The organism is Amycolatopsis acididurans (genome assembly GCF_012328925.1).
GTDB lineage: Bacteria > Actinomycetota > Actinomycetes > Mycobacteriales > Pseudonocardiaceae > Amycolatopsis_E > Amycolatopsis_E acididurans.
In genome coordinates this window covers 51,309-64,356 of record NZ_JAAXLS010000036.1, presented here as the reverse complement: position 1 = coordinate 64,356, position 13,048 = coordinate 51,309, and the positions used below count along the sequence as shown (strand labels likewise).

The following is a 13,048-nucleotide window of genomic DNA, read 5'->3' as shown; positions in this document are numbered from 1 at the left end:
CAAGATCAAGATAGGCAGCCCGCTCCTTGTGGAGCTTGTTGCGCCCCTGCGGCCTGCGGTCCTTGCGGATCTCGAAATCCATCGCACCCCTTGCGCTGGGGTGTTGCGACGACTCCTAGAACCCAAGTTTCCCGCCGGGGGCGCTGTTCGTCGCGGCTACTGCGGCAGCCGCTTGTTGGCCGTCTCGCGCAGGCCGATGAGGCTGATCAGGCCGACGATCGCCACGCCGATCACCCAGAATGCCGGCGATTCGTGGTCACCGGTCTTCTCCACCAGCAGCGTCGCCACGTACGGTGCGGTGCCGCCGGCCAGGATCGTGCCCAGGTTGAAGCCGAGGGCCACGCCGGTGTAGCGGATCTTGCCCGGGAACAGCTCGGTGAACAACGGGAACGCGGGCACCTGCAGGAATCCGTTGAGGATCATGTAGACCACGTAGACGATCCCGATGACGAACAGGTTCCCCGCGGCGCCCATGACCGCGAGCACCGGATACGCGACGATGACGTAGGCGATGAGGCCGGTCAGCAGCACTTTCCGGCGTCCCAACCGGTCCGACAGCAACCCGGTCAGCGGCATCGTCACACACGCGAGCGCGATCACCGCCGCGGACAGCCAGTACACCTGGCCCGACGGGAAGTGCAGCGTCTTGATCAAGTAGACGCTGACGTAGGTCAGTCCGATGTAGCCGGTGCCGTTCGTCGCCACGGCAAGGCCGATCACCCGGAGCACGGACAGCGGGTGCGTGCGCAGCACCTCGATCAGCGGCCAGCGCTTGGCCTGCCCGGTGTCGGCGATCTTCTGCGTGAACTCCGGCGTGTCCTCGAGCCGGGCGCGCGCCCACAGGCACAGCACGGCCAGCGGCAGGCACAGCAGGAACGGCATGCGCCAGCCCCACGAGCTCATCGCCGACGACGATGCTGCGCTCGACACGATGCCGACGACCATCGCCGCCACCGCGAAACCGAACGTCGAGCCGAAGGGGGTGAACGAGCCGAAGAACCCGCGCCGCTCGGGCGGGGTCGACTCGGCGATGTAGGTCGCCGCACCGCCGATCTCGCCGCCGGCGCAGAACCCGCCGGCGAGCCGCAGCACGACCAGCAGCATCGGCGCGAACACGCCGGCGGTGGCGAATGTCGGCAGCACGCCGAGCAACCCCGAGCACACGCCCATGCCCAGCACGGTGGCCACGAGCGGCACGCGCCTGCCGTAGCGGTCGCCGAGCCAGCCGAAGAAGACGCCGCCCAGCGGACGCACGAGATAACCCGACGCGAACACCGCGAGCGCGGAGAGCATCGAGGCCGTGCTGTTGGAGTTCGGGAAGAACAGCGGCGCGATCGTGACGGTGAGGAAGCCGTACACACTGAAGTCGTAGTACTCGATGAGGGTGCCCACGCCACCGGCGAGCGCGGCCCTGCGAGTGAGCCTCGGGGAGAAGGCGGGCGCGGCGGCGCCTGCGGACAGCCTGGTGGTCTCCATTGAGCACCTTTCCGGATTACGGACCCTGTTCCGAAATACAGTAAGAGCTGGCTTGTTCCTGGTCAACAGTGGGATCAGGAAATGGAGCGTGTACCGTATGGTGAAAGACCACGGAAAGAGGGGGCCCATGGCGTCGAGCGCGGTCGCGGGCGGAGACGACGCGAAGAACATGGTGAACTCCGTCCGGCGGGCGGGTCAGTTGCTCGAGGCGTTCGACCAGGAGCACCCGTCGCTGGGCCTCACCGAGCTCGCCGAGGCGACCGGCCTCAACAAGACCACGACGCACCGGCTGCTCGCCACGCTCGTGCGGATGGGCTGGCTGACCAAAACCGTCGAGGGCGAGTACAAGATCGGGATGAAGCTGTTCAGCCTCGGCTCGATCGCACTCGCCGGGTTCAGCCTCCGCGACGAGGCTCGCCCGCTGCTGCTGGAGCTGGCCGAGCGGTTCGGCGACACCGCGTACCTGATGATCCCGGGCGACAGCGGCGCGGTGGTGATCGACCTGCTCGAGGGCGCGGGTCCGCTGACCGTGAAGCACATCAGCGTCGGAACGGTCCTGCCCTACCACGCGGCGGCGGGTCCGATGACGATCCTGGCCTACCTGCCCGAGGTGCGGGAGCGCTGGCTGGCCGAGCCGCTCGAACGGTTCACCGACCACACGGTCACCACGGCCGAGGCGCTGACGGCGCAGTTGGACAAGATCCGCGCCGAGGGCTACACGATCAGCGACGAGGACTACCTCGCCGGCGTCGGCGCGGTCGCGGCGCCGGTGTTCGGCCAGAGCGGCAAGCTGCAGGCGACGATCAGTCTTGGCGGGCCCGCGGTGAACTTCCGCGGCAGCCGCCTGCTCGGCATCATCAGCGGCGTCCGCGAGGCCGCGGCAACGCTGTCCTCGCGGTTGGGCCAGTCCGCCGATCTCGGCGAGGCCGGCTGACCGGCATCGTGCACGCACTGCGGGGTAAGGCGATCGTCGTTACCGGCGCCGGGCGCGGGCTGGGCCGGGCCTACGCGCTGCACGCGGCCCGCGCGGGCGCCGCGGTGGTCGTCAACGACGTGGACGAAGACGTCGCCGAGGACGTCGCGGGAATCATCCGCGACGAGGGCGGACACACGGTCGCGTGTGCCGGCTCGGTCGCGGATCCGTTGGTGGCCAACGGACTGATGGATCGCTGCGTGACGGAGTTCGGGGCGCTCGACGGGCTGGTCAACAACGCCGGGGTGCGGTATCAGGCGCCGGTGTGGGAGGACGAGCCCGGCCGGATGCGGGAGCTGATCGAGACCAACGTGCTGGGCTCGATGTACTGCGGCGGCGCGGCGGCCCGGATCATGCGGGCGCGGGGCGGCGGGGCCATCGTCAACACGGCCTCGATCTCCGCTGTCGGACAGCCCAACGCCTCGGCCTATTCCGCGTCCAAGGGTGCGGTCGTGACGATGACCGTGGCGTGGGCGGTGGAACTCGCCGAGGCGGGGATCCGGGTCAACGCGGTCGCCCCCGTCGCGTGGACGCGGATGGCGGCCGCGGACCCCAAGGCACCGAGCGACCCCGGGGATTCCCCGGAACGTGTCGCGCCGCTGGTGACCTACCTGCTCAGCGACCGCGCGGCCGGGGTCACCGGCCAGGTCGTCCGCTACGTGCGCGGCAAGCTGTACCTCGTCGGGCAGTTCGCCGCGAAGGATCCGGTACTGCTGCGGGAAGCGTGGGAGGTCGACGAGATCGCGGCGGCGTTCGCCGGTGCCTTCGAGTCCGAAGCCTTTCCGGTTCACCGCGGGGTGGCGAATCCGCCGGTGACGTGACGCGGCTCCGTCGCGGACAGACTCAGCGAAACGCCGGGTGCCCGGTCAGTGCCTGGCCGATGACCAGCTGGTGCACCTCCGACGTGCCTTCGTAGGTGAGCACCGACTCCAGGTTGTTGGCGTGCCGCAGCACCGGGTACTCGAGGCTGATTCCGTTGGCGCCCAGCAACGTCCGGCATTCGCGGGCGATGGACAGTGCCTCTCGCGCGTTGTTCAGCTTGCCCAGGCTGACCTGCTCCGGGCGCAGGCGCTGCTCGTCCTTGAGCCGTCCCAGGTGCAGGGCCAGCAGCATGCCCTTGCCGAGTTCGAGCGACATGTCCGCGAGTTTCAGCTGGGTCGCCTGGTAGCAGGCCAGCGGTTTACCGAAGATGTCCCGCTCACGCGCGTACCCGATCGTCGTCTCCAGGCAGTCGCGTGCGGCGCCGAGAAGCCCGGCGTGGCGGCCGGTACGACGAAACCGCGGATCTTGTCCTCGGTCTGCGCCCACACCACGGCCACGTCGGCGACAGAACCGTTGGTGATCCACATTTTCGTGCCGTTGAGCACCCAGTCCTCGCCGTCGCGGCGGGCGTGGGTGCGCATGCCGGAAGGGTTGGAACCGAAATCCGGTTCGGTCAAGCCGAAGCAGCCGATCGCCTCGCCCGCGGCCATGCGCGGCAGCCATTCCTGCTTCTGTTCCTCCGAACCCCACTGCCAGATCGCGAACATCGCCAGCGAGCCCTGTACGGACACGAGACTGCGCAGCCCGGAATCGGCCGCCTCGAGTTCCAGGCAGGCCAGACCGTACGCCGTCGCACTCGTGCCGGCGCAGCCGTACCCCTCCAGCGATGAGTTCCTCGGTGCCGAACAGGCCGAGCGGGGTGTCCATAATGGTCCTTTCTCTACAGGAGAGCGCTGACGCCGGTCTCGGCACGGCCGATGAGCAGCTTCTGGATCTGGCTGGTGCCCTCGTAAAGGGTCATCACGCGGGCGTCCCGCAGGTATTTCTGCACGGGATACTCGTCGATGTAGCCGTAACCGCCGAAGATCTGGATCGCGCTGTTGGCCGCGCGAACGGCGGCCTCGCTGGCGTAGTACTTCACCTTCGACGCCTCGACCCCGAAGGGCTCACCGCGCTCGATCAGGTCGGCGGCGCGATACACGAGCAGCCGCGCCGCGTCCAGGTCCACCGAGATGTCCGCGATCATGTCCTGGATCAGCTGGAACGAGGCCGGCGGGCGGCCGAACTGCTGCCGTTGCGTCGCGTAGTCCACGACGGTTTCGAGGCAGCCCATGATGATGCCGGCGCAACCCGCACCCACCGAGACGCGGCCTTTGTCCAGCGAGTGCATCGCGATCGAAAAGCCCTGCCCCTCCTCGCCGAGCAGGAGAAACGCCGACACCCCTTTGGGACCCGGCCCGCCCCGCCCACGTCGCGTTCGTGATGAACATCTTTTGTCCATTGAGGACATACTCGTCACCCTGCCGTACCGCGCGGGTCTTGAGATTGCCCGCGTCGGAACCGGTGTCCGGTTCGGTCAGGCCGAAGCATGCGAGCACCTCGCCGGTCGCGATGCGGGGCAGCCAATGCCGCTTCTGCTCCTCGGTGCCGTGCGACAGGATCACCTTGCCCACCAGCCCCACCGAAACGATGCCGCGCACGGCCGAATCGGCGCGCCCGAGCTCCTCCATGCCGACGCAGTAGGTCAGGTAGTCGCCACCGAGACCGCCGTACTCCTCGGGAATGGTGAGCCCGAAAACGCCCATCTCCCCGAGTTTCGGAATCACCGCCGTGTCAACGGATTCCGCCCGATCCCACTCGGCGCGATGCGCTATCACCTCGTTGTCGAGGAAGTCCCTCGCGTACTCGCGGAACTTCCGTTATTCGTCCGTCAGGATCATGCCTGCCCTCCCACGCGCGCCCGGAGCTGGAACTTCTGGATCTTGCCGCTGGCGGTGCGGGGCAGTTCGTCGAGCACTTCCAGCCGTTCGGGCCAGTACTGTTTCGCGACGCCCTTCTCCGCGAGAAAGCCCTGCATCTTCTCGAAATCCAGCGGGTCGGTGCCCGGCTTGAGCACGACGCACGCACAGGCGCGCTCCTGCAACCGCGGATCGGGAATCGCGACCACGGCCACCGCGTCGATGTCCGGGTGTTCGTAAAGCACGTTCTCGATGTAGGCGACCGGGATGTTCTCGCCGCCGCGGATGATCACGTCCTTGGTCCGGCCCGCGATGCGCAGGTAGCCGTCGGCGTCGATGCTGGCGAGGTCACCGGTGTCGAACCAGTCACCGTCGAAAGAGGACCTCGTCATCTCCAGCCGCTCGGCGTAGCCGACGAACAGGAACGGCCCGGTGACCTGAAGACGTCCTTCGGTACCAGGCGGCTGCTCGACGCCTGCGGAGTTCACGACGCGAATCCGCATGCCCGGCCACGGATAGCCGTCGGTGTCGATGAGCTTGTCGTCCGGATCGCCCGGGATGCCCAGCGCGACAAGGCCGTTCTCGCTCTGGCCCCAGCCGCCGAGTACCACCATGCCGGGCAGCTTCCGCCGCGCCTCACGGACGATCGCGCGCGGAATCGGCGCGCCCATGCAGCAGAACCGCCGCAGCGACGACAGGTCGTACTCGCCGAGATTCGGTGCGGCCAGCAGGTCGTGCAGGAACGGGGTGGCCGCCGAGGTGTAGGTGATGCCGTACTCGGCGACCAGTGCGACGAACCGGCGCGCGTCCCACACGTCCTGCAGCACGCACGTCGCCCCGTTCTGGACCGGAAGCCTTGCCCCGTAGAGGAATCCGGTGAGATGCGCCAGCGTCGAGGCCATGTGGATCACGCTGTCGGCGGTGATGCCCAGCCGCTCGGGCAGCGGGTTGTTCGCCGCGATCGCGGTGTTGTGCGTGTGCATCACGCCTTTCGGCTCACCCGTGGTGCCCGAGGTGAAGATCAGCAACGTGACGTCGTTGGGATCGGGCCGCAGCGCGGCCAGTTCGCCGGCGTCGCGCCGCTGCTCCCACGGGGTCGCGGCGAAGGAATCCCAGGACGAGCCGACCACCAGCACGTGCTCCAGCTGCGGCCACCCGGGACGCAGCTTCTCGATCATGGCCGGATAGTCGAACCCGCGGAAGGTCTCGGGCACCACGATGACCTTCGACCGCGCCAGCTCCACCATGAACCCGACTTCGCGCTCGCGGTAGATCGGGATGAGCGGGTTGCTGATCGCCCCGATCCTGGTGGCCGCGTAGTGCACCACGATCCATTCGATCCAGTTGGGCAGCTGGAAGGACACGACGTCGCCGGAGCGGACGCCGAGTTCCAGCAGCCCGAGCGCGCAGCGGTCGACCTCTGCTTTGAGCTGCGCGTAGGTGACGCGGCGGCGGGAGTCGATGAACGCCGTCTTGTCCGGTGTCGCGGCCGCCACGTCGTCGAGATGGTCGGTGATGGTGCGGTTGACCCAGTACCCGGCGCGGGTGTGGGCTTCGATCTGCTCATCGTTGAGGATCGTCGCGAAGGACATGGGAGGACTCCGGTCAGCTCATGGTGAGACCGCCGCTGACGCTGACGGTCTGGCCGGTGACGTAGTTCGCCTCGTCCGAGGCGAGGAACGCGACCACGTTCGCGAGGTCGCTCGGCTGCGCGAGCCGACGGAACGGGATCGCCCTGGTCAGCGCCTCTCGCAGTTTCGGGTTGTCGCCGCCGATCGAGGCGAACAACGCGGTGTCCGCGGGGCCGGGACAGACCGCGTTCGCGTTGACCTGGCTGCGCGCCATCTCGCGGGCGATCGACTTGGTGAAGGCGATGACACCGCCCTTGGCCGCCGAGTACACGGCCTCACCGGAGGAACCGACCCTGCCTGCGTCCGACGCGATGTTGACCACCGAGCCGAAACCCTGTTCGGCCATGATCCGCAGCACCGTGCGGCAGGTGTTGAGCACGCCGTAGAGGTTGATCTGCACGACGCGGTCCCAGTCGGCGGGATCGGAGTCCACGAACGGACCCGCCTTATCCCAGCCCGCGTTGTTGACCAGTGCGTCGATCCGGCCGAACCGGCTTTTCACGTCCTCGACCATGGCGTTCACCGACTCGCGGGAGGTGACGTCGGTGTGGATGCCGATGCCGCCGATCTCGTTCGCCGTTTCCTTGGCGGTGGTCTCGTTGATGTCAGTGACGACAACGGTCGCGCCCTCGGCTGCCAGCTTCTCCGCGATGCCGCGGCCGATGCCCTGGCCGGCACCGGTGACGATGACGATCTTGTCGGTCAGCTTGCCCATGTCGGGAGTCCTTTCACGGTGCGTAGGCCCGGCCGAGCAAGTTGCGGGCGATGACGAGCTTGGATACCTGTGCGGTGCCGTCCCCGATTTCCAGGCCGATCACGTCGCGCAGCCGCTGCCCGATCGGGCTCTCGCTGGAGTAGGCGAGGTGCCCGAAGGTCAGCAGGCACTGGTGGATGACCTCGGCCGCCAGCTTCGGCGCCCAGAACTTGGCCATCGCGGCCTCCGTGCTGTGCTCGAGGCCGCTGTCCTTGCGCCACAACGCCTCGTAACAGACATGCCGGGCGCCACGCAGGTAGGTCGCGTACTCCGCGAGCGGGAACGACACGCCCTGGAACTTGCCGATCGGGTTGCCGAACGCGACCCGGTCCCGCGCCCACTGCAACGTCTCGTCGAGCGAAACCTGTGCCGCGCCGAGACAAGCCAGGCCGATGATCGCGCGGGAGTAGTCGAAGCCTTGCATGACGGACACGAACCCCTCGCCCTCGCCGCCGACCATCCGGTCGTGCGGCACGGGCAGGCCGTCGAAGTGCAGCGAGGCCCGGCCGATCGCGCGGCTGCCGAGGTCGTCGAAGGCGGCGCGCGAGACGTAACGCTCATCGAGGTCGACCCAGAAAGCGCTTACCCCGCGTGCACCGGGGCTACCGGTGCGGGCGAGCACGAGCGCGGCATCCGCGGCGGCGCCCAGCGTGATGGACGTCTTCTCGCCCGTCAGCCGCCAGCCGTCGCCGTCGCGTTCGGCCTTCATCTCCAGCTTCGCGGCGTCGGTGCCGTGCTCGGGTTCGGTGATGCAGAACGCGGGCACGACCTCGCCGGACGCGATCGGCGGCAGCCAGGCCGCCTGCTGGTCCTCGGTCGCGTTGCGGGTGAGGATGTCGCTGACCAGCGCACTGACGATGATCAGGTAGCTGGCGTTGAAGTCGCCGCGCGCTACCTCCTCGGCGGCCATTCCCGCGATCGCGGCGCTGGCTTCCTGGCCGCCGTGGCGTTCCGGGATGCGCAGCCCGGTCAGCCCCATGCCCGCCATCTCGGTCACGAGTTCCGGCCGGAGCTTGGCCGCCTTGTCATCGGACTGGTAGTGCGGCGCGAGCACCTTGCCTGCGAACCGCCGCAGTTCCTGGCGGTAGGCCTCTTCGTCGTCGGAGAAGGTGAAGTCCATGATCAGTGCCAGTTCACGTGCGCGTTGAAATCGGGCTTGCGCTTCTCGGCGAACGCGGTCGCGCCCTCCAGCCCCTCGGGTGAGGCGGTGAACAGGTCGAGCGCGGACATGGCCAGATTGGACAGTCCGGCCTGGTGGTCGGTGTCGGCGTTGAAGGACTGCTTGCAGAAGCGGATCGCGGTCGGGCTCTTCTCGGCGACCTCGCGGGCCCAGTCCTTGGCGGTCTTGAGCAGCTCACCGGCGGGCACGACGGTGTTGACCAGCCCCATGCGCTCCGCCTCGGCCGCGTCGTACTGCCTGCACCAGAACCAGATCTCGCGTGCCTTCTTCTCACCGACAACGCGGGCGAGGTAGGCGGTGCCGAAACCGGCGTCGAACGAGCCGACCTTCGGGCCGGCCTGGCCGAAGCGGGCGGTCTCGCTGGCGATCGTGACGTCGCAGAGCACGTGCAGCACGTGCCCGCCGCCGACCGCGATGCCGTTGACCGCGGCGATCACGGGCTTGGGAATGTCGCGGATCAGCTTGTGCAGGTAGCCGATCTCGAACATGCCGCTCTCGGTCGGGCCGTAGTCCCCGGTCTCCGCGCGTTGCTTGACGTCGCCGCCGGAGCAGAACGCCTTTTCGCCGGCGCCGGTGAGGATCACGGCCTGCACCTGCTTGTCCGCCCAGGCGGCGCGGAAGGCCTTGATCAGCTCCTCGACCGTTTTGCCCCGGAAGGCGTTGTAGCGCTCGGGCCGGTTGATCGTGATGATCGCCGCCGGCCCGTCGATCTCGTAACGGATGTCCTCGTAGTCCTGACCCACCACGGTCGTCTCCTTCGTCGATCGGGTGTGACCACGATGGCAAACTTTGACTCATGGGTCAATAGTTGATTTTGAGGTAAAAGAAGAGGCCGTGACCGCACTGCGCGGTCACGGCCTCTTCGAAGGCGGCGGGGACGGCTAAAGGTCGAGCACCAGGCGACGACCACACGCTCGGGAAACGCAGATCATCATGGTGTCGTTCGCGGCCTGCTCGTCGTCGGAGAGCAGGGAGTCGCGATGGTCCACAACGCCGTCCAGCACGGATGTCTCGCACGTGCCGCAGGTGCCCTCCTGGCACGAGGACAGCACCGGTACGCCCGCGTCCTCGACGACCTGCAGGATCGACCTGTCCTCCGGCACGGTCAGCGTGAGACCCGACTGCGCCAGCTCGACCTCGAACTCGGTCCGCTCGCCGCTGTCGGCCCCCTGCTTCGGCGTGAAACGCTCGAAGTGCAGCGCTCCCGACGGCCAGAACCGGCACAGCTCCTGGACGGCGGTCAGCAGCCGCTCCGGGCCACAGCAGTACACCGCGGTGCGCTTCTGCGGTTTGCCGAGCAGCGCCTGCAGGTCCATCAGCCCGTGTTCATCCTGGGGCCAGGCCGTCACCCGGTCGCCGTACTTCTGCGCCAGTTCGTCACGGAACGCCATCGACGTGCTGGTCCGGCCGCCGTAGATGAGCCGCCAGTCGGCGCCGCGCGCGTCGGCCGCGGCGATCATCGGCATGATCGGGGTGATGCCGATCCCGCCCGCGATGAACAGGTAGCGCTTCGACTTCACGAATCCGAAGTGGTTCCTCGGCCCGCGGATGCGGAGCCGGTCCCCATCGGAGAGCTCGTCGTGCACCAGCTGCGATCCGCCTCGCCCTTCGGGCTGCCGCAACACGGCGACCTGCAGCACCGACCGGTCACCCGGGTCCCCGCACAGCGAGTACTGCCGCACGACATCCGGTCGCAGCACGAGGTCCAGATGCGCGCCCGGTTCCCACGGCGGCAACGGCTCGCCCTCGGGGTGGCGCAGCGTCAGCCGGACCACGCCATCGGCGACGACCTCCTTACGCGCCAACAGAACCTCGAGGTCGAGCTCGGTTTTGGGAAGGGTGTTCAGACTCATGACACTCCCACTCTTCGCGTCCTTCCCCAAAAGTCAAACGGCCGGGAGGGAAATTCGCGTGGCGGGGATGTCAAATCGCCGTATCAGAACTCTCACCACGTGCGGCTAGCATGGTGAAAGCGACTCATTCAAGTCCTAGTGCAAATACTACACACTGACCGCAGCACGAGGCACCCCTGTTCGCCGCAGTGGAATCCTACGTGAGGGTGAAGCGCACCGACACCCGGTTCGGGTAACGCTGCGGCCACGTCCGCACCAGACCGTAGTACTGCAACGGCCAGCCGCAGATGATCACGTTGAGTCCCTTGCCCAGCTGTGCCATCAACCGTTCCAGGAACTCCGTCACCTGTTTCGCGTCGAAGGGTCCTCGTTTGGCCTGGAAGAAGACCACGCCGCGATTCGACATCGCGACGAGCACGTTGACATCGCCGAAGTAGTCGCGGAAACCCGACATGAGATTCTGCCTGCCGGCGACCGGACCGCGCTGCGGATGCAGCGGCGCGTGCGGCCGGGTCCAGGCCAGCCACAGGATTTCCGCGTTCGCTATCCACTCGTTGCCGCTGACCCCACGCATTCCGCGGCGGGGCACCGGCACGGTGCCGGCTCCCCGCCGGTTGTCCAGCAGCCGCCGCTCCTCGATCAGTCCCCACCGCAGCAGGTACTTCGAGACGGTCGCGGGGCTGAGCAGGATCCGGAACTCGCGGTTGACCAGTTCGACGATCGCCTGTCCGGTCCACAACCGGTGCGGCATGCCGAGCCGGTCCGGCGTACCGTCCACAATGGTCCGCACGATCCAGGCCTGCTGGGCCGGGGAAAGCGCCATCTGCTCGCCCGGCCGCCTGCCCCGGCGTTTGGGCCGGAACGACTCCTCGCCCATGCGCTGGTAGGCCGAGACCCAGACCCCGACGGTCTTCCTCGACACCCCGAACAGCCGGGCCACCTCGGTCTGTGAAGCCCCGGACTCGACCGCCGCGACGGCCCTGCGGCGCAGGGCTTCCAACGCGTCCGGGGGCAGGCTGCGCGCGTCGCGGGTCGCCATGTCAGCGCGCACGGGGAGTCGGGATGGGCCGGCGCCTGCGCCTGATCAGGTTGATCAGCGCGTCGGCGAGGACGAACACCAGCAGGCTCGCGCCGAACACCGGCATGAACCAGGCGAGTGCCGCGACGACGATCAGCGCCAGCGCCAACGGCAGTGACGACAGCTGCCGCCATGACACCGGTGGTACGGCCGACCATGTGCTCTTGTACGGATTCTTGATCCACCACATTCGATACCCCAGCAGTATCAGCGCGATCAGCCCGACGGCGATCACGGTCAGCACGATTTGATTGGCGAGCCCGAACAACGTGCCGGTGTGGAACTCGGTGGCCAGCGCGCTCACCTTCGCCGGCACCGAGTAGTCGTGCCAGCCGATCTTTTCGGTCACGGCGGAGGTGTAGGGGTTGATCGCGACCTCGTCCCGGTGCATGGGCAGGCCGAGGGAGGTCTCCCGCACCGTGTACACCGCGCCCGGCTTCGCCGGCTGCGTCACGACGAGTTCCCCGTCCAGGCCCGCGCTCCGCGCGACGGCGAGCGCTTCGTCGATCCCGATCGGCGCGGTGCCGGGCGGCACGGGCACCGGCGCCGCCGTGAGCGTGGGGGCGTGCAGGCGCAGCGGATCGATCGAGCGATCCGCCCTGCCGCCTGCGAACTGTGACATCAGCAGGCCGGAAAGGGCGAGCAGCAGCATCCCGATCGCCAGCCACAGCCCGAGCGGCCCGTGCACGCCGCGCAACCTGCCCCAGCCGTCCTTGGCGCCGCTGACCGACGGAAGTAGCAGTTCCTTGGCAGTGACGCGTTTTCGCCGCTTCGGCTGCGCGAGCCACAGCACCAGCCCGCCGATGATGATCAGCGGCAGCCAGCTCGCGCCGAGTTCGGCGTACACCCTGCCGACCTCGCCCAGATGGAAGTCCGCGTGCAGATCCCGTAGCCACGTGTTGGCGGGCAGTTTGCTGTCCACTGTGGTCAATTCGCTGCTGATGAAATCGGTGTACGGGTCGACGAAGACGGTCCGCTCCTGCATCCCGTAACCGGACTTCTGCAAACCGGGCACCGACATCACCACGCGCGTGGTCCGCTCCGGCGTCGGCGGGGGGATGACCTGGCGCACCGAGCCTTCCGGATGCGCGGCCAGCGCCGCCGCGACCTGCTCGGACACCGGGTGCGGTTTGCCCTGGTGGCCGTTCACGTACAGCGCCGAGTGGTACAGGCTGTCGTGGATCTGGGGGCTGAACACGTACACGAGCCCCGTCAGTGCGAGTACCAGCAGGAAGGGCGCGACGACGATCCCGGCCATGAAGTGCAGCCGCCGGGCGAGCAGGCGCACCGCGAGCATCCCGCCTGCCTTGGCCCGCCTCGGTTTGGCTCTGCTCGGCCGGGTCTGCTCACCAGTACTGGGGGTGGACAAAGTGGACTCCTCGA

The 13,048-nt window shown here is 68.0% G+C and carries 11 protein-coding genes and 2 pseudogenes; 2 read left to right on the top strand and 11 right to left on the bottom strand.

Going from position 1 to position 13,048, the window contains the following annotated elements; genetic code table 11:
• Positions 1-156 precede the first annotated feature (156 nt).
• Positions 157-1,476, bottom strand: a complete 1,320-nt coding sequence (locus HFP15_RS31820; protein WP_168520480.1) for an MFS transporter — start codon at positions 1,474-1,476, stop codon at positions 157-159.
• 127 nt (positions 1,477-1,603) lie between these two features.
• On the opposite strand from HFP15_RS31820, the gene HFP15_RS31815 reads away from it, so the two are divergent.
• A complete protein-coding gene (locus HFP15_RS31815; RefSeq protein ID WP_168520479.1) occupies positions 1,604-2,410 on the top strand; it encodes an IclR family transcriptional regulator in 807 nt (268 codons plus the stop codon).
• Between the two features lie 8 nt (positions 2,411-2,418).
• On the top strand, positions 2,419-3,270 hold the full coding sequence (locus HFP15_RS31810) for an SDR family NAD(P)-dependent oxidoreductase (protein ID WP_168520478.1): 852 nt from the start codon (positions 2,419-2,421) through the stop codon (positions 3,268-3,270).
• A 22-nt stretch (positions 3,271-3,292) separates the two neighbouring features.
• Here the strand turns inward: HFP15_RS31810 and HFP15_RS31805 are convergent.
• From HFP15_RS31805 to HFP15_RS31765, 10 genes and pseudogenes are all read right to left on the bottom strand, one after another.
• Positions 3,293-4,095 (bottom strand): annotated as a pseudogene (locus HFP15_RS31805) (acyl-CoA dehydrogenase family protein); the annotation flags it as partial.
• A gap of 56 nt (positions 4,096-4,151) precedes the next feature.
• The gene (locus HFP15_RS44020) at positions 4,152-4,652 is read right to left on the bottom strand and encodes an acyl-CoA dehydrogenase family protein (protein ID WP_312871856.1); all 501 of its coding nucleotides are present in this window, start codon (positions 4,650-4,652) and stop codon (positions 4,152-4,154) included.
• Positions 4,653-4,731: 79 nt separating this feature from the next.
• Positions 4,732-5,088 (bottom strand): annotated as a pseudogene (locus HFP15_RS44015) (acyl-CoA dehydrogenase family protein); the annotation flags it as partial.
• Between the two features lie 59 nt (positions 5,089-5,147).
• Complete coding sequence (locus HFP15_RS31795) at positions 5,148-6,761, bottom strand: cyclohexanecarboxylate-CoA ligase (RefSeq protein ID WP_168520477.1); 1,614 nt, start codon at positions 6,759-6,761, stop codon at positions 5,148-5,150.
• Positions 6,762-6,774: 13 nt separating this feature from the next.
• Positions 6,775-7,515, bottom strand: coding sequence for an SDR family NAD(P)-dependent oxidoreductase (locus HFP15_RS31790; RefSeq protein WP_168520476.1), 741 nt, complete (start codon positions 7,513-7,515; stop codon positions 6,775-6,777).
• A 13-nt stretch (positions 7,516-7,528) separates the two neighbouring features.
• The gene (locus HFP15_RS31785) at positions 7,529-8,674 is read right to left on the bottom strand and encodes an acyl-CoA dehydrogenase family protein (protein WP_168520475.1); all 1,146 of its coding nucleotides are present in this window, start codon (positions 8,672-8,674) and stop codon (positions 7,529-7,531) included.
• A gap of 2 nt (positions 8,675-8,676) precedes the next feature.
• Positions 8,677-9,480 (bottom strand): enoyl-CoA hydratase-related protein, encoded by an 804-nt coding sequence (locus HFP15_RS31780; RefSeq protein WP_312871855.1) that lies wholly within the window; start codon positions 9,478-9,480, stop codon positions 8,677-8,679.
• 135 nt (positions 9,481-9,615) lie between these two features.
• A complete protein-coding gene (locus tag HFP15_RS31775; protein WP_168520474.1) occupies positions 9,616-10,587 on the bottom strand; it encodes a PDR/VanB family oxidoreductase in 972 nt (323 codons plus the stop codon).
• 196 nt (positions 10,588-10,783) lie between these two features.
• Positions 10,784-11,638, bottom strand: a complete 855-nt coding sequence (locus HFP15_RS31770) for a helix-turn-helix domain-containing protein (RefSeq protein WP_312871854.1) — start codon at positions 11,636-11,638, stop codon at positions 10,784-10,786.
• Positions 11,628-13,034 carry a PepSY-associated TM helix domain-containing protein gene (locus tag HFP15_RS31765; RefSeq protein ID WP_210718137.1) on the bottom strand — a complete coding sequence of 469 codons (1,407 nt, stop codon included), beginning with the start codon at positions 13,032-13,034 and terminating at the stop codon, positions 11,628-11,630. Before HFP15_RS31765 ends, HFP15_RS31770 begins: the two co-directional genes overlap by 11 nt.
• Positions 13,035-13,048 lie beyond the last annotated feature (14 nt).

Coding starts and splice junctions, on each gene's coding strand:
- HFP15_RS31820 (WP_168520480.1), bottom strand. CDS start 1,476: ATGGAGACCACCAGGCTGTCCGCAGGCGCCGCCGCGCCCGCCTTCTCC.
- HFP15_RS31815 (WP_168520479.1), top strand. CDS start 1,604: ATGGCGTCGAGCGCGGTCGCGGGCGGAGACGACGCGAAGAACATGGTG.
- HFP15_RS31795 (WP_168520477.1), bottom strand. CDS start 6,761: ATGTCCTTCGCGACGATCCTCAACGATGAGCAGATCGAAGCCCACACC.
- HFP15_RS31790 (WP_168520476.1), bottom strand. CDS start 7,515: ATGGGCAAGCTGACCGACAAGATCGTCATCGTCACCGGTGCCGGCCAG.
- HFP15_RS31785 (WP_168520475.1), bottom strand. CDS start 8,674: ATGGACTTCACCTTCTCCGACGACGAAGAGGCCTACCGCCAGGAACTG.
- HFP15_RS31775 (WP_168520474.1), bottom strand. CDS start 10,587: ATGAGTCTGAACACCCTTCCCAAAACCGAGCTCGACCTCGAGGTTCTG.